At 64.4% G+C, this 22683-nt stretch carries 21 protein-coding genes; 15 read left to right on the top strand and 6 right to left on the bottom strand.

Annotation, left to right across the window (positions count from 1 at the left end):
- Positions 1-3: 3 nt before the first annotated feature.
- The 4 genes from DIE29_RS05460 to acs all read right to left on the bottom strand — a co-directional run bounded on the left by DIE29_RS05460 (position 4) and on the right by acs (position 5635).
- Positions 4-375, bottom strand: coding sequence for a response regulator transcription factor (locus DIE29_RS05460; RefSeq protein WP_102042044.1), 372 nt, complete (start codon positions 373-375; stop codon positions 4-6).
- A gap of 20 nt (positions 376-395) precedes the next feature.
- Positions 396-3167, bottom strand: coding sequence for a sensor histidine kinase (locus tag DIE29_RS05455; protein ID WP_102042045.1), 2772 nt, complete (start codon positions 3165-3167; stop codon positions 396-398).
- A gap of 12 nt (positions 3168-3179) precedes the next feature.
- Positions 3180-3377, bottom strand: a complete 198-nt coding sequence (locus tag DIE29_RS05450; protein ID WP_102042046.1) for a hypothetical protein — start codon at positions 3375-3377, stop codon at positions 3180-3182.
- A gap of 287 nt (positions 3378-3664) precedes the next feature.
- Positions 3665-5635 (bottom strand): acetate--CoA ligase, encoded by a 1971-nt coding sequence (gene acs, locus DIE29_RS05445; protein ID WP_102042047.1) that lies wholly within the window; start codon positions 5633-5635, stop codon positions 3665-3667.
- Between the two features lie 273 nt (positions 5636-5908).
- Here acs and DIE29_RS05440 point away from each other — a divergent pair, with 273 nt between their 5' ends.
- A complete protein-coding gene (locus tag DIE29_RS05440; RefSeq protein WP_114649424.1) occupies positions 5909-7441 on the top strand; it encodes a fumarate hydratase in 1533 nt (510 codons plus the stop codon).
- A 63-nt stretch (positions 7442-7504) separates the two neighbouring features.
- Here DIE29_RS05440 and DIE29_RS05435 read toward each other — a convergent pair whose 3' ends face one another.
- Both DIE29_RS05435 and DIE29_RS05430 read right to left on the bottom strand, forming a co-directional pair.
- The gene (locus tag DIE29_RS05435; protein WP_114649423.1) at positions 7505-8314 is read right to left on the bottom strand and encodes an ion transporter; all 810 of its coding nucleotides are present in this window, start codon (positions 8312-8314) and stop codon (positions 7505-7507) included.
- Positions 8315-8394: 80 nt separating this feature from the next.
- Positions 8395-9357 carry a TerC family protein gene (locus DIE29_RS05430; protein ID WP_108080306.1) on the bottom strand — a complete coding sequence of 321 codons (963 nt, stop codon included), beginning with the start codon at positions 9355-9357 and terminating at the stop codon, positions 8395-8397.
- Positions 9358-9991: 634 nt separating this feature from the next.
- Here DIE29_RS05430 and DIE29_RS05425 point away from each other — a divergent pair.
- The 14 genes from DIE29_RS05425 (at position 9992) to DIE29_RS05360 (ending at position 22682) form a co-directional block, all read left to right on the top strand.
- Positions 9992-11335: a hemolysin family protein gene (locus DIE29_RS05425; RefSeq protein ID WP_108080307.1), complete on the top strand. Its 1344-nt coding sequence runs from the start codon at positions 9992-9994 to the stop codon at positions 11333-11335.
- Between the two features lie 26 nt (positions 11336-11361).
- On the top strand, positions 11362-12486 hold the full coding sequence (locus tag DIE29_RS05420) for an AI-2E family transporter (protein ID WP_114649422.1): 1125 nt from the start codon (positions 11362-11364) through the stop codon (positions 12484-12486).
- Positions 12483-12785 (top strand): hypothetical protein, encoded by a 303-nt coding sequence (locus DIE29_RS05415; RefSeq protein ID WP_159074627.1) that lies wholly within the window; start codon positions 12483-12485, stop codon positions 12783-12785. Before DIE29_RS05420 ends, DIE29_RS05415 begins: the two co-directional genes overlap by 4 nt.
- Before the next feature lie 51 nt (positions 12786-12836).
- A complete protein-coding gene (locus DIE29_RS05410) occupies positions 12837-13286 on the top strand; it encodes a hypothetical protein (RefSeq protein WP_108080310.1) in 450 nt (149 codons plus the stop codon).
- Between the two features lie 136 nt (positions 13287-13422).
- Complete coding sequence (locus DIE29_RS05405; protein WP_108080311.1) at positions 13423-13896, top strand: hypothetical protein; 474 nt, start codon at positions 13423-13425, stop codon at positions 13894-13896.
- 153 nt (positions 13897-14049) lie between these two features.
- Complete coding sequence (locus DIE29_RS05400) at positions 14050-15357, top strand: hydroxyacid-oxoacid transhydrogenase (protein ID WP_114649421.1); 1308 nt, start codon at positions 14050-14052, stop codon at positions 15355-15357.
- Positions 15358-15605: 248 nt separating this feature from the next.
- Entirely contained in the window at positions 15606-16031 is a 426-nt protein-coding gene (locus tag DIE29_RS05395) for a c-type cytochrome (protein WP_114649420.1), read from the top strand.
- A gap of 40 nt (positions 16032-16071) precedes the next feature.
- A complete protein-coding gene (locus DIE29_RS05390) occupies positions 16072-17451 on the top strand; it encodes a cbb3-type cytochrome c oxidase subunit I (RefSeq protein WP_114649419.1) in 1380 nt (459 codons plus the stop codon).
- Between the two features lie 223 nt (positions 17452-17674).
- Positions 17675-18280 (top strand): cytochrome c oxidase subunit 3 family protein, encoded by a 606-nt coding sequence (locus tag DIE29_RS05385; RefSeq protein ID WP_114649418.1) that lies wholly within the window; start codon positions 17675-17677, stop codon positions 18278-18280.
- Between the two features lie 11 nt (positions 18281-18291).
- Positions 18292-18570, top strand: a complete 279-nt coding sequence (locus tag DIE29_RS05380) for a cytochrome C oxidase subunit IV family protein (protein WP_102042054.1) — start codon at positions 18292-18294, stop codon at positions 18568-18570.
- Positions 18570-19370, top strand: a complete 801-nt coding sequence (locus tag DIE29_RS05375) for a CbbQ/NirQ/NorQ/GpvN family protein (protein WP_114649417.1) — start codon at positions 18570-18572, stop codon at positions 19368-19370. Before DIE29_RS05380 ends, DIE29_RS05375 begins: the two co-directional genes overlap by 1 nt.
- 20 nt (positions 19371-19390) lie before the next feature.
- A complete protein-coding gene (locus DIE29_RS05370; RefSeq protein WP_114650270.1) occupies positions 19391-19798 on the top strand; it encodes a magnetosome magnetite crystal formation protein family in 408 nt (135 codons plus the stop codon).
- 7 nt (positions 19799-19805) lie between these two features.
- Complete coding sequence (locus DIE29_RS05365) at positions 19806-20816, top strand: 4Fe-4S binding protein (protein WP_114649416.1); 1011 nt, start codon at positions 19806-19808, stop codon at positions 20814-20816.
- 9 nt (positions 20817-20825) lie between these two features.
- Positions 20826-22682, top strand: a complete 1857-nt coding sequence (locus DIE29_RS05360; protein ID WP_114649415.1) for a nitric oxide reductase activation protein NorD — start codon at positions 20826-20828, stop codon at positions 22680-22682.
- Position 22683 lies beyond the last annotated feature (1 nt).

The raw sequence follows: 22683 nt of genomic DNA, 5'->3' as shown, positions 1-22683 counted from the left end.
GGCTCAGCGCTCCGCGAGCATGGCGCGTACTTTTTCGACCAGTTCCTTGGTGGAAAAAGGTTTGGTCATGTAGGCATCGGCCCCCATCGCCAACCCTTTGGCCACCTCGGTATCCCGCCCCTTGGCGGTGAGCATCAGGATGCGCACCATTTTCAGCGCCGGGTCGGATTTGATTTCCTGACAGACCTCGAAACCGCTCTTCTTGGGCATCATCACGTCGAGCAACACCAGGTCGGGCTGCTCGCTGCGGATGCGGGTCACCGCTTCCTCGCCGTCGTTGGCGATGGAAACGTCGTAACCTTCACGCTTCATCAGGAATTCAAGAGAAATGACGATGTTTTGCTCGTCATCTACGATCAGAATTTTTTTAGTCATCGATGCCTCACTCCCGCTCGTTATTCTATTTCATTGTGCGCTGATGCGGCCGATTGTGCAGCGGCGCCATTCAAAGGCAAAACAAAGGAAAAAGTCGCCCCTTCGCCCGGCGCCGAACTGACCCATAGCCGCCCGCCAAAGTGTTCTACGATCTGCTTGCTGATCGGCAAGCCCAGACCGGTGCCCTGCGGACGCGAACCCTGGTCGCCGCCCTGGCGGAAGCGCTCGAAGATCACCGGTTGCAACGCAGGCGGAATGCCCGGCCCATTGTCGGCCACATCCACCCGCAGCGCGTCGCCGCTCAACGATAGCGTCACTCTCACCCGCCCCTGGCCCACCGGTACGAACTTGGCCGCATTGGACAGCAAATTGAGCATGACCTGCACCATGCGGTCGTGATCCGCGCGTACCCGTGGCACCTCGTCCGGCAAACAAAGCTCCACGGTAGCGCCACGATCACGAAATAGCTGGGCGGTAGTATTGACCGCATGCGTCACCAATTCGCGCATGTCGATCTCGGTGTTATGCCATTCGGCATGGCCCGATTCAATCTTGGCCATGTCCAGCACCTGATTGACCAAACGGGTCAGACGCTCGGTTTCGGACACGATGATGCCCAGAAAACGCTTACGCTCGGCCAAATCGATCTTGGGGTCGTCGAGCAGCATTTCGGAAAACGCGCGGATCGAAGTCAATGGCGTGCGCAGTTCATGGGTGACCGAGGACATGAAGTCGTCCTTGAGGCGATCGAGCTCCTTGAGGCGCTCGTTGGCCTCGCGCAACTCGCGGGTGGCGGCCTCCAACGCACGGGATTTTTCCTCCAACTGATGCGAGTAGGCCCGCACCTGGGAGGCTTCGTCGAGGATATTCATCACCTCATCGAGCCCCAGCGGCTCTTCCTGCGCCACCGATGAAACCATCGCCCGCGCCGAGGCGCTGCCGATGGCACCGGCGAGCAGCGTTTCGGCAAAATGCACCAGACCGGCATCGGCCTTGAGCTCTTCCACCCGCGCCACCCCGCGGCGACGCGCGTAGTCAGCAAAGGCTTCCATCGCCCGGCGGTTACCGAGAAAGCGCGCCACCAGCGGCAGCAGGTCGGAGACCTGCGCGCCGCCCCGCCAGAAAGAAGCTGCCGGCATGCCGACCTGAGCACGCCGAAACACATCGACGAACAGCGTCGCTTGGCTGGCCTCCTGAGCGGTGGGTGGGCGCAGCACCGACACCAACAGGTAACAGCCGATATTGCCCACCATGCTCCAGAACAGCGCATGGCTGATGTTATCCAGACCTTGCAGGCCAAAAAGCTGCTCAGGCTTGAGCCAGGCAAGCCCAAACAGTCCGTGCTCCAAAAAATCCGGATCCAACCAGCCGGATTTGGCAAAGGACGGCAGCAGCAGGGTGTAGGCCCACAGCAGGAAGCCTGCGGCCAGTCCCGCCAGCGCGCCCTCACGGGTACCACCGCGCCAGTACATACCGCCCAACATGGCCGGGGCGAACTGCGCCACCGCAGCAAAGCTGATCAGGCCGATGGCCACCAGCGCATAGGCTTCGCCCGCCAGCCGGAAGTAGAGGTAGCCAAGCAGCAGCACCACCAGGATGGCACCGCGGCGGATCGCCAGCAAAAGGCCGGTCAAATCCGGATCGGCGGCCTGCTTGAAGCGCCGCAGGCGCAGCAACAGCGGCATCACCAGGTCATTGCACACCATGGTCGACAACGCGATGGTTTCCACAATGACCATACCGGTGGCGGCCGACAGTCCGCCAACGAAGGCAAGCAGCGCAAGCCACTGTTGGCCATGAGCGAGCGGCAGGGTGAGCACGAAGGTATCCGGGTCCACCGTGCCTTGCCCAAACAACAACAGACCGGCAAGCGCGATCGGCAGCACAAAGATATTGATCGCCAGCAAATAGGCCGGAAAAACCCAGGTGGCGCGGCGCAAGTGCTGCTCATTGACGTTCTCCACCACGGTGACCTGAAACTGGCGAGGCAGGAAAATCACCGACAGCATAGCCAGCAAGGTGAGCGCAAACCACCCGCCGTAGCCACGGTCGGCACCGGCCAGGGTAAACAGCCCGGCCAGTTCGGGATCGGCGAAAGCGCGCGCGAAAATATCGCCAAATCCGTCGAACAGCCCGTAAGTGACGAACAGGCCAACCGCCAGAAAGGCCACCAGCTTGACCACGGATTCGAAGGCGATGGCCGCCACCATGCCCTCGTGGCGCTCGGTGGCGTCCAGGTGACGGGTTCCGAAGAGCACGGTGAATACCGCCAGCACCAGGGCAATATAAAGCGTGCTGTCCTGCAACCAACTACCGGTGTGCAGCGCACGGTAGACAGTGTCGTGCTCGCCGATCAGTAGCGCGTAACCGCTGGAAATAGCCTTCAACTGCAAGGCAATATAAGGCACGGTGCCAATGACCGCGATGATCGACACCAAGCCGCCGAGCAGGTGGCTTTTGCCATAGCGCGAGGCGATGAAGTCGGCGATCGAGGTGATGCGGTAAGTTTTGGCGATGCGGATCATCTTGAGGATGATCAGCCAGGACAGCGCAAAACCCAGCGTCGGCCCAAGGTAAATGGGCAGAAACCATACCCCGCCCGAAGCCGCCCGCCCGACGCTGCCGAAATACGTCCACGCGGTGCAATACACCGCCAGCGATAGCGCATAGGTCCACGGGTTGGCGATGATCGAGCACCCCCGGTCGGCACGCCGGTCGCCGTAGTAGGCCACGGCAAAAAGCAACAGCAAATAGGCGAATGACACGCTGACGATCGAAGCGTCAGAGAACATTCCGTGACCTTTTCAGCGCGCGCCCCGCTCCGCGATCCAGGCGATCAACCCGATCAGCGCCGCCCAGACCGCGAAAACGAAGACATACAGCAGCGGAAAACCAAACGCCATCTCCGGTCGGTCAAAGAGGGTGAGCACCGGATAATTCAGCAGCAAAACGCCGGCCAGAAACACCACCACCAGCCGCTGCCCTGCGAGTCCTTTGCGCATCCTGCGCCTCCATGAGCACGGTCCCTTGCGTCGCCTCTGGTGCAGCACCCGGCGCCCCCCGGGCACTTTAGGCGACGCGACTGCCAAACCGCCTGTCGATGGGTGAGTCGTTTTCGATTATAGCCGCCGCCCACAGCCTGCCCCGACCGCTACACGCAGCGCGCGTCGAGAAAAAAAGGCGCATCTTACGGCGCGCCTTTCTCCTCCTCCCCGTGCCGGTCATGCCGGCTTGCCTCATTGTTCGACCGGGCCGGCCTCTGGCGGGCCGGTCACCGTACCATCCGCTCTCAGGCGGATTGCTTGAGCTGTTCCAGGATCGCCGGATTCTCGAGGGTCGACGTATCCTGGGTAATCTCCTCACCCTTGGCCAGCTGCCGCAGCAGGCGTCGCATGATCTTGCCCGAACGGGTCTTGGGCAGGTTTTCGCCAAAGCGGATGTCCTTGGGCTTGGCGATCGGGCCGATTTCATGGGCGACCCAGTTTTGCAATTCCTTGACCACGGCCTTGGCCTCATCGCCGGTCGGACGCGGGCCTTTGAGCACCACGAAGGCTACGATGGCCTCGCCAGTGACATCGTCCGGACGCCCCACCACGGCCGCCTCGGCCACCTTCTCATGCGCCACCAGCGCGGATTCGATTTCCATCGTTCCCATGCGGTGGCCGGAGACGTTCAGCACGTCGTCGATGCGGCCGGTAATGGTGAAATAACCAGTGTCCTTGTCACGGATGGCGCCGTCGCCAGCCAAATACAGCTTGCCTTTGAAATCATCCGGGTAATAGGACTTTTTGAAGCGCTCGTCATCGCCCCAAACGGTGCGGATCATCGACGGCCACGGACGCTTGATGACCAGGATGCCGCCCTGGCCGTTGGGCACTTCGGTGCCGGTTTCGTCGACCACCGCAGCCATGATGCCGGGGAAAGGCAAGGTGCAAGAACCCGGCACCAGCGGGGTGACACCCGGCAGCGGCGTGATCATGTGACCGCCGGTTTCGGTCTGCCAGAAGGTGTCGACGATCGGGCAGCGCGAGCCGCCGACGTTTTCGTAGTACCACTCCCATGCGGCCGGGTTGATGGGTTCGCCCACCGAGCCGAGGATGCGCAGACTGGAGAGATCGTAATTTTTCGGATGCACCGCCGGATTGTTGTCGGCCGCCTTGATCAGCGAACGGATGGCGGTGGGCGCGGTGTAGAAGATGGTGACCTTGTGGTCCTGGATCATCTTCCAGAAGCGGCCGGCATCCGGATAGGTCGGCACGCCTTCGAACACCACTTCGGTAGCGCCGCAGGCCAAGGGGCCGTAGGCAATATAGGTATGGCCGGTCACCCAACCGATGTCGGCGGTGCACCAGAACACGTCGGTGGGTTTGATATCGAAGGTGTACTTCATGGTCAGCACCGCATGCAGCAGATAACCGCCGGTGGAGTGCTGAACACCCTTGGGCTTGCCGGTAGAACCGGAGGTGTAGAGCAAAAACAGCGGATGCTCGGCCTCGACCCACTCAGGCTCGCAGGTGTCGGGCTGGTTGGCCACCAGATCGGCATACCACTGGTCACGACCGGCGACCATGTTCACCTCACCGCCGGTGCGCTTGACCACCACCACATGCTTGACCGCCTCGCAGCCGCCCAGCGCGATGGCCTCATCGGCGATCGACTTGAGCGGCAGCGCCTTGCCACCGCGGAACTGGCCGTCGGCGGTAATGACCACCGACGCCTGGGTGTCATGAATGCGGTCACGCAGCGCCTGGGCGGAGAAGCCGCCGAACACCACCGAATGGGTAGCGCCGATCCGCGCGCAAGCCTGCATGGCAACGATGCCTTCGATCGACATCGGCAAATAAATGATGACCCGGTCACCCTTCTTGACGCCCATGCCACGCAGTGCGTTGGCCAGACGGCACACACGGGCGAGCAACTCCCGATAGCTCACCCGGGTGACTTCGCCACCGTCGGCCTCGAAGATGATGGCAACCTTGTCGCCCAGTCCGTTTGCGACATTCCGGTCCAGGCAGTTGTAAGAAGCGTTCAGCTTGCCGTCGGCAAACCATTTGAAAAACGGCGCATTGCTCTCGTCGAGCACCTGGGTAAACGGTACCTTCCAGTCCAACAGCTCACGCGCATGGCGGGCCCAGTATCCTTCGTAATCCTGCTCGGCTTCCTTGCACAACGCCAGGTAGGCATCCATACCAGAGACCGCGGCGTTCTTCACCACTTCTGCAGACGGGTGATACACGCGGGTTTGCTGCTCGTTGGACATGCTTTCCTCTCCTAACCGTTTTAACAGGTTGAATCCGGCTGCCAGGCCGACGGGTTACCGGATCGGCCACTTCGATCGACGCCCGCGCCGGGCTGATCTTTGTCAGTCACCGCAAATTGCGCAGTATTTAAGGATATCTATCTTACACACGACTTACAGCGCCGTCTCACCCAAGCCGCGCCCCGGCGCAACCGACCCCGGATGCTAGAATCGCAGCCTTCGATATGCCCCGCCAGGGGCCGGACTCGTCCTTAACCTACGGAGAACCTCGCCATGACCGTGATTCGCGAAGAAGACCTGATCCAGTCCGTCGCGGATGCCTTCCAGTACATCAGTTATTACCACCCGCTGGATTACATCCAAGCGCTGGGTGAGGCCTATGAACGCGAGGAAAGCCCGGCGGCCAAGGACGCCATCGCACAGATTCTGACCAACTCGCGCATGTGTGCCGAAGGCCACCGTCCCATCTGTCAGGACACCGGCATTGCCGTGGTGTTTCTCAAAGTGGGTATGAACGTGCGCTGGGAGGCGACGATGAGCGTTCAGGAGATGGTCAATGAAGGCGTGCGCCGCGCCTACACCCACCCGGACAATAAATTACGCGCCTCGGTGCTGCTCGATCCGGCCGGCGCGCGCAAGAATTCGCGCGACAACACCCCGGCGGTGATCCATTACGAAATTGTTCCCGGCGATCACGTGGAAGTCATCTGTGCGGCCAAAGGCGGCGGCTCGGAGAACAAGTCCAAAATGGTCATGCTCAACCCGTCGGACTCCATCGTGGACTGGGTGCTCAAAACCGTACCCACCATGGGTGCCGGCTGGTGTCCGCCGGGCATTCTGGGCATCGGCATCGGCGGCACGCCGGAAAAAGCCATGCTGCTGGCCAAAGAGTCCTTGATGGCCCCGGTCGACATCCATACGCTGCGCGCCAAGGCCGCCTCGGGTGCAACGCTTTCCCGCATCGAAGAGCTACGCCTGGAGCTGATGGAAAAGGTCAACGCCCTGGGCATCGGCGCACAGGGTCTGGGCGGGCTGACCACCGTACTGGATGTCAAGATTTTGGACTACCCGACCCACGCAGCCAGCCTGCCGGTGGCCATGATCCCCAACTGTGCGGCCACCCGCCATGTGCATTTCCATCTGGACGGTTCCGGTCCGGCCAAGCTGGTGCCGCCCAAACTGGAGGACTGGCCACAAGTCACCTGGAAGGCCGACACCCAGGTGGCAACCCGGGTGAATCTGGATACCTTGACCCGCGAGCAAGTGGCCTCCTGGAAACCGGGGCAGATTCTGCTATTGAACGGCAAGATGCTCACCGGTCGCGACGCAGCGCACAAGCGCATCCAGGACATGCTGGCGCGCGGCGAAAAATTGCCGGTGGATTTCACCAACCGGGTGATCTACTACGTTGGTCCGGTCGACCCGGTGCGCGATGAAGTGGTCGGCCCCGCGGGACCGACCACTGCCACCCGCATGGATAAATTCACCCGCATGATGCTGGAACAAACCGGCCTGATTGCCATGGTAGGCAAAGCCGAGCGCGGCCCTGCGGCCATCGAGGCCATTCGTGACAACAAATCCGCCTACCTGATGGCGGTGGGCGGCTCGGCCTACCTGGTGTCCAAGGCGATCAAGGAGGCCAAGGTGGTCGGCTTCGAGGACCTGGGCATGGAAGCGATCTACGAATTCACCGTGCAGGACATGCCGGTGACCGTGGCGGTCGACTCCACCGGCACCAGCGTGCACAACACCGGCCCGAAGGAATGGCAGGCCAAGATCGGCAAGATCCCGGTTGCCGCGGCCTGACACCTCACCCCCTTGGCACCCGACGCCCGGCAACAGCCGGGCGTTTTTCATTGTGCTGCCGGCTCACATTGTCGCGTGCCGGGCGACCGCCTGCTCCTGCCGCAGCGCCGCCAGCTCGGCACGCAGCGCCCTGAGTTCGGTGAGCACTTCGTTGTGATCGACATCGACCAGGTCGCGTGTCTTCGCCTGTTCTTCGTGCTCCACCTCGCTCATCGCGTCCACAACGATGGCGATGAAGAGATTCAGCACCGCGAAGGTCGTCAGCAGGATGAAGGCGACAAAGAACACCCAGGCAAAGGGATGAGCCTCCATCACCGGGCGTGCAATACCCATGGACCATGACTCCAGGGTCATCACCTGGAACAAGGTGTAGAAGGACGCCCCGATGCTGCCGAACCATTCCGGGAAGTCGCTCCCGAACAGCTTGGTGGTCATCACCGCAGCGACATAGAACACCAGCAGCAACAAGGTGACGACAGAGCCCATGCCGGGGATCGCGCGCAACAGCGCGCTCACCACCTTGCGCATCGACGGGATGACCGATACCAGACGCAGGGCGCGCAGGATGCGCAGCGAGCGCAGCACCGCAAAACCCTCGCCGACCGGCGCAAGGGTAATCGCCACGATGGTGAAATCGAACACGTTCCAGCCGCTGCGGAAGAAGCCGAAGCGATAGACGATCAGTTTCATGGCGATCTCCACCACGAACACGATCAGCGCCGCACGATCCAGCGCCAGCAACAGCCCGCCTGCCTGCGCCATGATCGTGGGCGAGGTTTCCAGGCCCAGGGTAATGGCATTGATGACGATGACGGCGACGATGAAGTGCTGAAAGCGGGCGGATTCGACGATCCGTTTCAAGGTCTCAAGCATGTTGGCAATGGATTGATGGTTGAAGGGATGAAGCCCGGCACTGCCGGGTCTCTTCTATCTGCACCACGCAATGGCCGTGATCAGCCCTGCGCTTTCGCCCTGCGCGCCGAGTACCACAGGCTGGCGAACACCGAGCAGGCAAGGAGGGTGGCGACCACCGACAGCGACACCAGCACCGGGATCTTGATCCAGTCGACGATCAGCATCTTGGTGCCGATGAACACCAGGATCGCAGCCAGACCGTACTTGAGCAGTTCGAAGCGGTCGCCCATGTCCGCGAGCAGGAAATACATCGCCCGCAGGCCGAGGATGGCGAACAGGTTCGAAGTCAGCACGATGAAGGGGTCGGTAGTGATCGCGAAGATCGCCGGAATGCTGTCGACCGCGAAGATCACGTCCGAGATTTCGACCAGCACCAGGGCGAGGAAGAGCGGGGTCATCATCCGCACCCCGTTGCGCACGACGAAGAAGCGCTCGCCCTCCAGCTTCTCGGTGATCGGGTAGTGGTTGCGGATCCAGCGGATGAGGGGATTTTTCTCCAAGTTCGGATCGTGCTCGGAGAACCACGCCATCTTGATGCCGGTGACCACCAGGAAGGCGCCGAAGATGTAGAGGATCCAGTGGAACTCGCTGATCAGCCAGCTGCCGGCGAAGATCATGATGGTGCGCAGCACGATGGCGCCGACGATGCCGTACAGCAGCACCCGGCGCTGCAGCTCCAGCGGCACCGCGAAGAAGCTGAAGATCATCATCCACACGAAGACGTTATCGACCGCCAGCGACTTCTCGACCAGGTAGCCGGTGACGAAGGCCAGGGTCTTTTCGTTGGCGAACGCACGCCCGGCGCTGCCGTCCAGATACCACCACAACCCGGCGGCGAACAGCATCGCCACCGTCACCCAGGCCAGCGACCAGCCCGCGGCCTCCTTCAAGGACACCCGGTGCTGTTTGCCGCCGCCGAAGGCGAACAGATCCACCAGCAGCATCGTCACCACGATGGCGGCAAAGACCGCCCACATCCACCACGTACCGATCGATTCCAAGACGCGCTCCGCACAAAAACAAAAAGGGCCGGTTCCCGAAGGACACGGCCCCTTGCACAGGTTTTGCGCGCACGGACCTTGCCCTTGGGCAAGGTCTCGCTTGCAACGAACCAACCGATCGTTGCCTGCAGCACCGGGCGGTTGTCTGGCGACGGACCGACCGTGATGACGATGCTGCAGCGTGAAAAGCTACTCCCCTTGATGGAGCGCGAGTGTATGCCACGCCACGGCGAAGTCAAGCGTCGCGAACACACCCGCGCTGGCCGGCCGTCGACACCCGGACCCGAATCGGGCATGATCGTCTGCATTGCAACAGATAAAGGGTCGCGCGGGGTGTCATGCACTCCGCCCTATGAGTTGTCCTTCCTGCCTTGCGGGCGCCCCGCCCGCCTCCCCGGGCGATGATCGCCGCCGTCGTCCGGAAGACCTTCCAGGTCACCGCCCTCGATACCGCAGTACGTTTGCAGCCCGTTCCTCCCGACGTGTCGAACGACAACGGGTCTGTCGCGCGCTCGCACGCCTGACGCCGCCACTGCGGCATCAGGCACGCTCTCCGTCGCCTTATCTTGTCCACAATGATGCTTACGGGCAGTCCCCTGCTCGACCTCATTCTTGCTTCTGCTGACCCCACATCATGGAAATAGCCCTGCTGATCGCCCTCATCGTGCTCAACGGTGTCTTCGCAATGTCCGAAATCGCCTTAGTGACCGCCCGGCGCGCCCGGCTTGTCCGGCTCGCGGAAGATGGCGACGGTGCCGCGGCGGTGGCCATCAAGCTCGGCGAAGACCCCACCCGCTTCCTGTCCACCATCCAGATCGGCATCACCTCGATCGGCATCCTCAACGGCATCGTCGGTGAAGCGGCCCTGGCCGGCCCGCTGGCCGAGTGGCTGCAGGCCCTGGGCATGGAGCAGCGCGTCAGCGAGATCGGTTCGACGGTGCTGGTCGTGGTGGTCATCACCTATGTCTCCATCGTGGTCGGCGAACTGGTGCCCAAGCGTATCGGCCAACTCAACCCGGAGGGCATCGCCCGCCTCGTTGCCCGGCCGATGAACGTGCTGGCGGTCTCCTCGCGCCCCTTCGTTCATCTGCTGGCCGCTTCGACCGCCCTGCTGCTGCGTCTGATGGGGCAGCGCGAGACCGCCGGCCCCAGCGTCACCGAGGAGGAGATCCACGCCCTGCTCAACGAGGGTTCGGAAGCCGGCGTGATCGAGAAGAGCGAACACGAGATGGTGCGCAACGTCTTCCGTCTCGATGACCGCCAGATTGGTTCGCTGATGGTGCCGCGCGCCGACATCGTCTCGCTCGACATCACCCGTCCGCTGGAAGAGAACCTGGCCCTGGTGGCCAACGCTGCCCATTCGAGCTTCCCGGTCTGCAAGGAAGGACTCGACGACATCCTCGGCATCGTCAGCGCCAAGCAGATCTTCGCCCAGATGCTGCGCGGCGATCCGGTCGATCTCACCCACGAACTGCAGGCGCCGATCTATGTGCCGGAGTCGCTCACCGGCATGGAACTGCTCGATCAGTTCCGCGCCTCCGGCACTTATATCGTCTTCGTGATCGATGAATACGGCGAGGTGCAGGGCATGGTGACGCTGCACGACGTCATCGAATCGGTGACCGGGGAGTTCCTGACGCACGATACCGAGGAGGCCTGGGCCGTGCAGCGCGAAGACGGCTCCTGGCTGCTCGACGGCCTGATTCCGATCGTCGAGCTGAAGGACCGGCTGGGCATCAAGGCCGTGCCGGAGGAGGACAAGGGCCGCTACCACACCCTGTCGGGCATGGTGATGTGGCTGCTCGGCCGCCTGCCCGGCACCGGCGATATCGCCACCTGGGAAAACTGGCGCTTCGAGGTGGTCGACCTGGACGGCAAGCGCATCGACAAGGTGCTGGCCACCCAGTTGCCGGCGCCCGCTCCGGAGGCCAGCCCGGATGACGAAACGCTGGCGCCGCCGGCAACGCCGGCGCGCTGACCCCCTACCCGCGCAGGAGAGCGCCCATGCTCGACCAGGTCGCAGAAAAGATCGCCCGCCGGGTCATTCTCGGCTTCCTGCTCGGCGGCCTGTTGCTGCTCAGCTATGCGGTCCTGCACGTTTTCATCGTGCCGGTAGCCTGGGCCATCATCATCGCCTTTGCCACCTGGCCGCTCTATGCCCGCCTGCGTGCGTGCATGCCGCGCCACCCGGGCCTGAGCGCGTTGACCATGACCCTGCTGCTGAGCGCCGCCTTCGTGCTGCCGGCGCTCTGGATGGGGCTGCTGCTGCGCACCGAGATCGGCACGGCCATTTCCACCGTCACCACCCAGATCCGGTCAGGCTCGCTGGCCCTGCCTGAGTTCATCCGCGCATTGCCCTGGCTGGGCGACACGCTGCAGAGCTTGATCGACGACCTCACCCGCGACCCGGACGCCTTCCGCACACAGATGACCGAATGGGTGAGCCAGGGCAGCGATCAGTTGGTCGCCCTGGTCGGCGACGTGGGCCGCAATGCCGCCAAGCTCGGCTTCGCGCTGATCACAGTGTTCTTTCTCTATCGCGATGGCGATCGCGTGCTGGCCCAGGTCGAAGTGGTGCTGCACCGCTTTCTCGGCCAGCGGGTCGATGCCTACCTCAACGCGGTGGGCGGCATGACCAAGGCGGTCGTCTGGGGGCTGATCGCCACCGCACTGGCGCAAGGCCTGGTGGCCGGGCTCGGATACTGGTGGGCCGGACTGCCGGCGCCAGTCCTGCTCGGCGCGGTCACTGCATTGATCGCCATGATTCCCTTCGGCACTCCGTTCGCCTGGGGATCGCTGGGCATCTGGTTGCTGATCAGCGGCGAGACCACCGCCGGGGTCGGCCTGCTGCTGTGGGGCGCACTGGTGGTGAGCTGGGTGGACAACCTGATCCGACCGCTTGTCATCAGCAGCGCGACCCGCATCCCCTTCCTGCTGGTCATGTTCGGCGTGCTCGGCGGCCTGGCTGCATTCGGGCTGGTCGGTCTCTTCCTCGGGCCGGTGGTGCTGGCGGTGCTGATGGCGGTGTGGCGGGAGTGGATCGAGGAGTCCGACATGGCCGGCGTCGGGGCGCAGCAGCTCATCGCCCAGGCCCGGGACAAGCCGGCGACCAAGGGGGACCAACCGTGACGCCGGCACGGCTCCCGTTGCGGCAGTTCTTCGGCACACGCTGGAACGGCCACACGTCAGCGCGCAAGTTGTTCTGGTGGGATATGGCCGTCGTCGGCAGCCTGCTCAACAGCTTTTTCGGCGTGCTGGCGCTCATCCTGCTCGCCAGGGATGCAGGCGAAGGCGTCTGGCTGCTGCTTCATCTGGCGCTGATTCCCTACAATCTCTTCCTGGTGATCAGCGTGCATCGCCACACCGGAAGCCGCTTCCTGCATCGCAGCGCCGCGATCACCTGGCTGGGTTGCACCCTGCTGATCTGATCGCTGCGGATACCCACCCACGTCAACACTTCACCGACTGACGAGACAAACATGTTCTGGCTGGATATCGCCATTGCCGCGCGCCGCGACGCCGAGCGCGCCTTCTTCGACGACGGCAGCGACACCGACGGGGACGACGGCATCGCCCGCGTGCGGATCGAAGGCCTGTCGGACTTCGAGCTCGCCCACCTCGGCATGCTGCTCGCCGGCGGCTACACGCCGCGCCTGGTGCTCGACGGCGACAGCGCGGACGAGATCGTCACCGAGATGGACCCCAAGCTGGTCGCCGCGCTGGCCGGACTGGGCGGGGACGCGCTCGGCGATGCGGCGACCCGCTGGCAGGCCGCCGCGGGCACGGAACGCCGGCTGACCGAAGCGCTCGCCACCCTGCACGACTTCGCCCGCCAGGCCCGCGCCGCCGGCCTGCCGGTGCTCTACGCCCAAGGCAGCGACCTGCCCGGCGAGGAGGAAGACGAGGATGGGGACGAAACCGGCGACTGAGCCGCAACACGGCGCCCGCTTGCGCGCGCCACCATGATGCTCATCAATTACGTCGCCCGCGGAGCAAGGCAAAGTCCAGCATCGCCCCATGCCGCCGGCACCCGGGGGACCCGTTTCATCATCTGCTGAGGTCGCCATGCGCAAGACACTGACCCTGTTGCTCCTGCTGTCAGCCCCCCTGGCCACCCCCGTGCTGGCCGCGCCCCTCTCCTGCCCCGACCTGTCCGCGGCGGTGCAGGTCGCCACCTGTCCTTCGGACGCCGAGCTCAAGTACACCTACAACGGTTACTGCAGCGACAACGCGCGGCTCTACGACAACGACGGCGAGGTATGCACCTCCTTCGAGGCCTACCTCAAGCGCAAGAACAACGCGCTGTGGGAGTCGGCCGACGGCGCCTTCTCCGGCTACCTCACCTGCAACCAGCCCGCCGCCACGCTGCGCAGCGCCACGCCGGTCAGCATGACGGTGCACCGCAAGGGCAAGCTGACCATGGTCGAGTGCGAGTACAGCGACGGCAGCCGGCTGACCCATCGCACCAAGGTGGAATGCAAAGTGGAGCAGGCCGACTGCACCGCCGCCGGGGGCTGCACCGCGACCTGCGCGGACTGAAGCTGCGACGCAGCGGACCCGGCCACCTCTCCTCCAGCGCCCGCGGATAGACGGTCCGCGCGTATCATCGGCGTTCGCACCCGGCCCGCCGCCCGGCGCGACAACCCGCAAAGGGGCGCTGCCGCGCGGCCAGACCACCATGGAGGAGACGCCATGTCCTGCTGCCACCACTACGCCCTTGCCCCGGGCGGCGATGCCGCATTCACGGTCGACGTATCGGCCATCACCTTCGGCCCCGGCTGCCTGGCCGAAGCCGGCGATCACGCGCTCAGGCTGGGCCTGCAGCGCGTCGCGCTGTTCACCGATGCGCGCCTGGCGGCCAGCGAGCATGTCGCCATCGTCCGCCGCTCGCTCGCCGACGCGGGCGTGGACTGCGTGGTTTATGACGCGGTCGAGGTCGAACCGACCGACGCCTCCTTCCTCGCCGCCGCGCGCTTCGCCGGCGAGGGGAATTTCGACGGTTTCATCTCGGTGGGCGGCGGCTCGGTGATCGACACCGCCAAGGCGGCCAACCTCTACGCCACCTATCCGGCCGATCTGGCCGCCTACGTGAATGCCCCGCTGGGCGAGGCGCGCGCCGTGCCGGGGCCGCTCAAGCCGCACATCGCCTGTCCCACCACCAGCGGCACCGGCGCGGAATGCACCGGCATCGCCATCTTCGACTGGGTGGCACGCGGCGTGAAGACCGGCATCGTCTCGCGCCTGCTGCGCCCCACGCTGGCGCTGATCGACCCCGTCACCACGTGGACGCTGCCGCGCACGGTGGTGGCGGCCTCCGGCTTCGACGTGCTCTCCCACGCGCTGGAAAGCTACACCGCGCTGCCGCACACCTGCCGTGCCAAAGCCGAGCGCCCCAGCCTGCGGCCGATGAGCCAGGGCGCCAACCCGTGGAGCGATTTCGGCTGCGAGAAGGCCCTGCAGCTCACCGGCCAGTACCTGGAGCGTGCGGTGCGCGACGCGGCCGACCATGAGGCGCGCAACGGCATGATGTGGGCCGCCACGCTGGCCGGCATCGCCTTCGGCAACGCCGGGGTGCATCTGCCGCACGGCATGGCCTACGCGGTGGCCGGCGGGGTGCGCGACTACCGCGCCCCGGACTACCCGCCCGAGCACCCGATGGTGCCGCACGGCATGTCGGTCATCGTCAATGCCCCGGCGGTGTTCCGCTTCACCGCCGACGCCTGCCCCGAGCGCCACCTGCAGGCCGCCGGCTGGCTGGGCGCGGAGACCCGCGGCGCGACCGCCGCGGACGCCGGCGAGATCGTCGCACAGCGCCTGATCGCGCTGATGCAGGCCTGCGACATTCCCAACGGCGTGGGCGGCGTGGGCTACCACGCAGGCGACATTCCCAGCCTCACCGCCGGTGCCTGGGCACAGCAGCGCCTGGTGAACAACGCGCCGAAGGCGGTGGACGAAGGACATCTCTCCACGCTTTTCCGCGACGCCCTGCAGTACTGGTAGCCCTGTCCGGCCCGGCCGCGACGCCGGGCCGCTCTCCTCCCGTCGCCGGAGATCGCACATCGCCGCGCGCAAGGCCCGGCGGTGACTGGCGCGTGCACGGCCTTTGCCGAGCACAGCACGCGCGGATAGCGATTTGATTCAAATCATGGAGCCCCACCCCCTCAAAAAATACAGTGCGCCGGACCTTCGGGTTTGCTTGACCAGTTCAAAACACTCACACGGACGCACGAAACAATGAGGGGAAAACCATGAGCGGCACCTTCACCAAGGCGATGGCCCGCAACATCTTCTACGGCGGGACAGTGTTCTTCTTCCTGCTCTTCCTGGCGCTGACCTTCGACACCACGTCGAACCTGCCCAAGACCGACAACCGGCACAACATCACGCCGGCGGTGGCTGCGGGCAAGCACATCTGGGAGACGCGCAACTGTTTAGGCTGCCACACCCTGCTGGGTGAAGGCGCCTACTATGCCCCCGAGCTGGGCAACGTCTACAAGCGCCGCGGGCCAGAATTCATCAAGGCTTGGATGCAATCACAGCCCACCGGCACCCCCGGCCGCCGCCAGATGCCCAACTTCAACCTCTCGGAGGAAGATCTGAACAACCTGGTCGAGTTTCTGAAGTACACCTCCGAGATCAACACTCAGAACTGGCCGCCCAACATCGAGGGCTGAGGGAAATGCGCGAACCGAAAACTCCAAGGGGAATGCTGTCATGAAATACCAATCTCAAGCGGTCGCCTTGCCCTACTTCGTTGCAGCAATCGGGCTCTTTGTGGGGCAGATCATCTTCGGCCTGATCCTGGGCCTGCAGTACGTCGTCGGGGACTTCCTGTTCCCGGAGATCCCGTTCAACGTGGCCCGCATGGTCCACACCAACCTGCTGATCGTCTGGCTGTTGTTCGGCTTCATGGGCGCGGCCTACTACCTGGTGCCCGAAGAGTCGGAAACCGAGCTGTTCAGCCCCAAGCTGGCGCTCGTGCTGTTCTGGGTCTTCCTGGTGGCCGGCGCGCTCACTATCGTCGGCTATCTGACGGTCGATTACGCCACGCTGGCTCAATACACTGGTAACGACATCCTGGCGACCATGGGGCGCGAGTTCCTCGAACAACCCTTGCTGACCAAGGTCGGTATCGTGGTGGTGGCGCTGGCCTTTTTGTTCAATATCAGCATGACCGTGCTGAAAGGGCGTAAAACCGCGATCAACATCGTGCTGCTGCTCGGTCTGTGGGGCTTGGCGATTTTCTTCCTGTTCTCCTTCTACAACCCGACCAACCTGGTGCTGGACAAGTATTACTGGTGGTGGGTGGTGCACCTGTGGGTGGAAGGCGTATGGGAGCTGATCATGGCTGCGCTGCTTGCCTTCGTGCTGATCAAAGTCACCGGGGTCGACCGTGAAGTGATCGAAAAATGGCTGTACGTCATCATCGCCCTGGCCTTGGTCACCGGTATCGTCGGCACCGGCCACCACTACTACTGGATCGGCACGCCGGAATACTGGCAGTGGTGGGGTTCGATCTTCTCCGCGCTGGAGCCGATCCCGTTCTTTGCCATGACCGTGTTCGCCTTCAACATGGTCAACCGCCGTCGCCGCGAACACCCCAACCAGGCGGCCGTGCTGTGGGCGCTGGGTACCGGTGTGATGGCCTTCCTGGGCGCAGGCGTTTGGGGCTTCTTGCACACGCTGGCGCCGGTCAACTACTACACCCACGGCTCGCAGATCACCGCGGCGCACGGCCATATGGCCTTCTATGGGGCTTACGTGATGGTGGTCATCACCATCATCAGCTACGCCATGCCTATCCTGCGCGGTCGCGCCTGCAACAGCCGCAAGGCTCAGGTGCTGGAAATGTGGAGCTTCTGGCTGATGACCATCGCCATGGTGTTCATCACCCTGTTCCTCACCGCCGCCGGCATCCTGCAAGTGTGGCTGCAGCGCGTCTCCGACACCCCTTTGTCCTTCATGGCTGTTCAGGAGCAGGTTTCCCTGTTCTACTGGATGCGCGAATGGACTGGCGTGGTGTTCTTCATCGGTCTGCTGTGCTATCTGGCGAGCTTCTTCATCAAGGGTGAGGAAGCGCCGGCCAAGGCCTGACTCGGGCAAACGGGGCGCCCGTCGCGGGCGCCCCGAGGAGTGTGTCTCTCCGCTTCCTCCTCGTCGGACTACTCAGGGGAAGGGAACTTACAGGGCGGCGCAAGCCGCCCTTTTTTCGTCGGTTGGCCGTCATCGGAAAGAACTCACGCCGGTTGAAAACCTGCCACTGCAAAAGTTAACCGCGATCAAGTGAAATGCCGGCCGACTTGACCAGAATGCGCCCATGGATTCCACAGCCGCCATTGCCGCGCGCACCGCGCCGCACAGTCATCAACCAGCACGCCTGGCCGGCGACTTGGCAGTCTGGTTTTTCATTCTTGCCGAGCTGCTCGCTTTTGGCGTGTTCTTCATCGCCTACGCCTTCGCGCGCGCCCACAACCCGGAGCTGTTCGCCGCCGAACAGATGGCGCTCAACCGCAACACCGGGGCGATCAACACCGTGCTGCTGCTCACCGCCAGCTACTTCGTAGTGTGCGCGGTACATGCGGCCGAAGCCGGACGCTCGCCGGTGGGCGCGCGCTGGTTGCTCGCCGCGCTGGCCTGTGCAGGCAGCTTCGTGGCGGTCAAGTCCGCCGAGTACGCTGCCGCCTTCTCGGCCGGCATCAGCTTGTCGAGCAGCACCTTCCACATGTTCTATCTGTCGCTGACCTTCTTTCACTTCATGCACGTCATCCTCGGCATGGTGATCCTCGGCGCGCTGTGGGTGAACGCGCGCAAGGGGCGCTACCACGCGCACAACCTGAACGGCCTCGAAAGCGGCGCAGCCTACTGGCACATGGTGGACCTGGTGTGGCTGGTGCTCTTTCCGCTGGTCTACGTCATCCGCTGAAGGGGCTGTCCATGCGCCACGATATCCGCTCCGCCGACCGCCGCAGCACCGTGCTGTGGGTATTGCTGATCATCGCCACCGTGTTGACCTGGGCGGTGGGCGAAGGCGGCGCCGGCGGCCCGGCGATTGCCACCCTGCTGCTCGGCATTGCCCTGCTCAAGGGCACGGCGGTCATCCTCGACTTCATGGCGATCGGCCGCGCGCCGCTGCTGTGGAAACTCATCACCCTCGGCTGGCTGGCGCTGGTCTGCGCGCTGATCGGTCTGGCCTACTGGAAAGGAATACCCTGATGGAACTGACCACGCCGAATATCGAAATACCCTTCTACGAACCGGCCGGCGACGAGATCGAAATCTTCGAGCACGCCTGGAAGAACCGCCTGCCGCTGCTGATCAAGGGTCCGACCGGCTGCGGCAAGACCCGTTTTGTCGCCCACATGGCCGCCCGCCTGGGGCGGCCGCTATACACCGTGGCTTGCCACGATGATCTGACCGCCGCCGACCTGGTGGGCCGCCACCTGATCGGCGACGGCCAGACCGTTTGGTGCGACGGCCCGCTGACCCGCGCGGTACGCGAAGGCGGCATCTGCTACCTGGACGAAGTGGTCGAGGCGCGCAAGGACACCACCGTGGTGCTGCACCCGCTGGCCGACGACCGCCGCCTGCTGCCGATCGAGCGCACTGGCGAACTGCTTGCCGCGCCGCCCGAGTTCATGCTGGTGGTGTCCTACAACCCCGGCTATCAAAACCTGCTCAAGGGCATGAAGCCTTCCACCCGCCAGCGCTTTGTTTCCTTGCGCTTCGATTTTCCGGACGAGGCGCGCGAGCGGGCCATTTTGTGCGGTGAAACCGGCTGCGATGCCGACCTCGCCCGCCGCTTGGTGAATATTGCCCGCGCACTGCGCGCGCTCAAGGACCAGGACCTGGAAGAGGCCGCCAGCACCCGCCTGCTGGTGTATGCGGCCACCCTGGTGCGTGCCGGCATGACTCCGCTGACCGCCTGCCGCGCGGCCATCGTGGAAAGCCTCACCGACGACCCCGAGGTGGCCGAGGCGCTGATGGAAGTGGTCTCCGCCACCTTTGGCCACTGATGCCCCACGGACCCGAACCGATGCCACATACCGAACCCGACCTGCTCAAGGAAAACATGCCCGGCCCGCCGCTGGCCGTGGCCGCCGAGGCGCTGTTCCTGATCAACCTGATGATCCTGCCGGTGATCGGCTTCGGCCTGCTGATGCTGCTGTGGCTGCTCAAGCGCAATCACCCCTCGCCGCTGGTGCGCAACCACCTTCAGCAGACCGTCACCGTGAGCATCTACGGCGGTTTCATCCTGGTGGGGCTGTCGGTCGCGGTCTTCCTGCTCGGCGGCTTCGACAACCCGTGGTCCTGGGTGATCGGCGTGCTGTATTTCGTCTGCCTGCACGCCGCGCTGATCATCTTCGGGGTGATGGGCCTCAACGCTGCCATCCTGCAACGCCCCTACCGCTATCCCGTACTCGGGCCGCGCCTGAAGGACTGAGCGCGTCATGGCATCGGACAAACCACGCAAGGTGATCCCCATCGTGCAGGCCGCCGCCCCCACCGGGCGGCTGGGGCTGAACCGCGTGCAGCAGCAGCGCCTCGCCACCCAGGCGGGCTTCTTCCTGCTGTTCATCATCGCCCCCATCTTCGACCTGTTGCGCTACGACCTCGACGCCGGCCACGCCTGGCTGCTGGGCATGGAATGGCGGCTCGGACTGGACGAATTCATGGCCGGGCGCATCGGCGCGCTGGAAGCCGGCGCCAACGTGCTGCTGCGCCTCTTCCTGCCCATCTTCGCCGGCGCCGCCGCCTTCATCTGGGTGGCCTACCGCTGGGGCCGGCTGTACTGCGGCTGGCTGTGCCCGCACTTCTCGGTGGTCGAGACCATCAACAAGCTGATGCTGCGCGCCTCGGGCAAGCCCAGCGTGTGGGAAAAGGAAACCCTGCCGCCCTGGGAGCCGGACGGCACCCCGCGCCGGCGCGACGCGCGCTGGTGGCTGGTGGTGGTACCGGCGGCGGTGCTGTTCGCCTTTACCTGGGCAGTGGTCTTCCTCACCTATCTGCTGCCCCCCGGCGAGATCTACGGCAACCTCTTCGGCGGCACGCTCACCCGCAACCAGGCCCTGTTCATCGGCGTGTTCACCTTCGTGCTGAGCATGGAGTTCCTCTTCGCCCGGCATCTATTCTGTCGCTTTGCCTGCGCGGTGGGTTTGTTCCAGAGTCTGGCGTGGATGAGCAATCGCGACGCCATGGTGGTGGGTTTTCAGCGCCGGCGCGCTAGCGACTGTGCCAACTGCCTGCCGGATCGCGCATCGGCCTGCGACATGGTCTGCCCGATGCGCCTGAACCCGCGCAACATCAAACGCCATATGTTCACCTGTACCCAGTGCGGCCAGTGCCTGCAAGCCTGTGAGCACAGCCAGCACGACAACCCGCAGGGCCCGTTGCTCACCTGGGTGAGCAAGGAGGCCGCCCGCCAGAACGAAGCCGGTTTTCGCGCCGGACGCGGGCAGTAGGAAAGTCCCATGGAAGAGGCCGTCGGCAAACTCTGGCACCGTCTGATTACCCGCGCCGCCGGGGTGAGCTACCCGGCCGCCGCGGTGCGCTTGAGGGAAGTCGAGCGCACCGCCGGGGTATTCTTCCGCGCGCTCGGCGGCGATCCCGGTTTGCGCGTGGCCGCCGCCACGATCGATCCGCACACCGCACGCCGCGGCCTGATCGCCCGCATTGCCGGCGTGGGCGACCGCGCTGCACACCCACGCTTGGATGAGCTGACCCTGCGCCTGCCACCGGTCATCGACTTCTTCCCCGAGCGCGCGCTCAACCGTGACCTCTATCTATGGCTGGCCGCGCTGGCTGCCGCGCATCAGCACTTGCCTCCCGGCTCGACCGACGAAACCGAATTCCAGCGCCATCAACGTGCAGTGCTGGCCGCGCTCGACACCTGGCCGGGCGTGGTGGCGCGTTACCGCCGGCTGGTCGACGCCTATGTGCCGCGCCGACTCAAAGCCGCCAAGCTGCCGCAGCCTGAGCGTGTGCGCGAAGAAGCCATCGTCGCCGCGCTGCGCGAACCCGGCAGTGTTGCCGCACTGCCAGCAGTACCGCCCGGCACCCCTCCTGCCGCCCCGGTGTTGTTGTGGTTGGACGGTCACGCAGCCGGCCCCGCAGCGCTCACCCGCACGGCGACCAACGATGTCAACAACCCCTCTACCGGCGGCCCGCCGCCCGAAGACCCCGAGCGCCACGCCCACCGCGCGGAACGGGTCGACCTGCCGCAAGAAAAAAACGGCCTGATGATGGTGTTTCGCGCCGAAAGTTTGTTGGCGGTCACCGAGTTTCTCAAGATCAACCGCCCCACCGACGACGAGCCCGACCCCAACGCCGCGGAAGCGGCGCGCGACCTCGACCAGCTCGCGCTGGCCGAAAACACCGACCGTGTGGCGTCCAAAGTGCGCTTTGACCTCGATCTTCCCTCAGCGGCCGAAGACGACGTAGTGCTCGGTGACGGCATTCCGCTGCCGGAGTGGGACTATCGCAAGCAGCGCCTGCTGGACGACCACGTGCGCCTGACCGAGATGGCCGCCCGTCATGCCCCGCCCTGTGCGCTGCCCACAGCGCTCAAACGCACCGCGCGCCGCCTGCACCAGCAGTTTGCCGCGCTGGCCCCCGGCCGGCGCTGGATCAAAGCTCAGGCCGAAGGCACCGAGCTGGACCTGGATGCCGCGGTGCGCGCACAAACCGACCGCGCCTGCGGCCGCCATCCGTCCGAACAACTCTACCTGTCGCTGGAAAAGCGCGAGCGCGACCTGGCCTGTCTGGTGCTGGCCGATCTGTCGCTATCGACCGACACCTGGGTTTCTTCAGAGGCGCGTGTGATCGACGTCATCCGCGACGCCTTGCTGCTTTTTGGCGAAGCTCTGGGGGCTACGGGCGACGCCTTCGCACTGGCTGGGTTTTCTTCGATCAAGCGCAGCAGGGTGCGCTATCACCGTCTGAAGGATTTCGACGAAGGCTTCGACGACCGCATCCGCGGCCGCATCATGACAATCAAGCCGGGCTACTACACCCGCCTGGGCGCTGCCATTCGCCACAGCTCACGGTTGCTGCAAAAGCACGGCGCCAGCCGGCGCATTCTGCTCATTCTCTCAGACGGCAAACCCAACGATCTGGATCTCTACGACGGCCGCTACGGCATCGAAGACACCCGCATGGCGGTGATGGAAGCCCGCCGCGCCGGGCTGAGCCCTTTTTGCGTCACCATTGACCGCGAAGGCGCCGGTTACTTGCCCCATATTTTTGGCCCCGCCGGCTTTGCGGTAATTCGCAAACCGGAGGAACTTCCCGCCCGCCTTCCGCTGTTCTACGCCCAACTGACGAGGTGAA

It is taken from the genome of Pseudothauera hydrothermalis (genome assembly GCF_003345255.1).
GTDB classification, from domain to species: domain Bacteria; phylum Pseudomonadota; class Gammaproteobacteria; order Burkholderiales; family Rhodocyclaceae; genus Pseudothauera; species Pseudothauera hydrothermalis.
Note: the sequence above shows the minus strand (reverse complement) of the source record. Positions and strands in the feature narration are given on the sequence as shown.

Coding starts and splice junctions, on each gene's coding strand:
- DIE29_RS05460 (WP_102042044.1), bottom strand. CDS start 375: ATGACTAAAAAAATTCTGATCGTAGATGACGAGCAAAACATCGTCATT.
- DIE29_RS05455 (WP_102042045.1), bottom strand. CDS start 3,167: ATGTTCTCTGACGCTTCGATCGTCAGCGTGTCATTCGCCTATTTGCTG.
- DIE29_RS05450 (WP_102042046.1), bottom strand. CDS start 3,377: ATGCGCAAAGGACTCGCAGGGCAGCGGCTGGTGGTGGTGTTTCTGGCC.
- acs (WP_102042047.1), bottom strand. CDS start 5,635: ATGTCCAACGAGCAGCAAACCCGCGTGTATCACCCGTCTGCAGAAGTG.
- DIE29_RS05440 (WP_114649424.1), top strand. CDS start 5,909: ATGACCGTGATTCGCGAAGAAGACCTGATCCAGTCCGTCGCGGATGCC.
- DIE29_RS05435 (WP_114649423.1), bottom strand. CDS start 8,314: ATGCTTGAGACCTTGAAACGGATCGTCGAATCCGCCCGCTTTCAGCAC.
- DIE29_RS05425 (WP_108080307.1), top strand. CDS start 9,992: ATGGAAATAGCCCTGCTGATCGCCCTCATCGTGCTCAACGGTGTCTTC.
- DIE29_RS05420 (WP_114649422.1), top strand. CDS start 11,362: ATGCTCGACCAGGTCGCAGAAAAGATCGCCCGCCGGGTCATTCTCGGC.
- DIE29_RS05410 (WP_108080310.1), top strand. CDS start 12,837: ATGTTCTGGCTGGATATCGCCATTGCCGCGCGCCGCGACGCCGAGCGC.
- DIE29_RS05405 (WP_108080311.1), top strand. CDS start 13,423: ATGCGCAAGACACTGACCCTGTTGCTCCTGCTGTCAGCCCCCCTGGCC.
- DIE29_RS05400 (WP_114649421.1), top strand. CDS start 14,050: ATGTCCTGCTGCCACCACTACGCCCTTGCCCCGGGCGGCGATGCCGCA.
- DIE29_RS05395 (WP_114649420.1), top strand. CDS start 15,606: ATGAGCGGCACCTTCACCAAGGCGATGGCCCGCAACATCTTCTACGGC.
- DIE29_RS05390 (WP_114649419.1), top strand. CDS start 16,072: ATGAAATACCAATCTCAAGCGGTCGCCTTGCCCTACTTCGTTGCAGCA.
- DIE29_RS05385 (WP_114649418.1), top strand. CDS start 17,675: ATGGATTCCACAGCCGCCATTGCCGCGCGCACCGCGCCGCACAGTCAT.
- DIE29_RS05380 (WP_102042054.1), top strand. CDS start 18,292: ATGCGCCACGATATCCGCTCCGCCGACCGCCGCAGCACCGTGCTGTGG.
- DIE29_RS05375 (WP_114649417.1), top strand. CDS start 18,570: ATGGAACTGACCACGCCGAATATCGAAATACCCTTCTACGAACCGGCC.
- DIE29_RS05370 (WP_114650270.1), top strand. CDS start 19,391: ATGCCACATACCGAACCCGACCTGCTCAAGGAAAACATGCCCGGCCCG.
- DIE29_RS05365 (WP_114649416.1), top strand. CDS start 19,806: ATGGCATCGGACAAACCACGCAAGGTGATCCCCATCGTGCAGGCCGCC.
- DIE29_RS05360 (WP_114649415.1), top strand. CDS start 20,826: ATGGAAGAGGCCGTCGGCAAACTCTGGCACCGTCTGATTACCCGCGCC.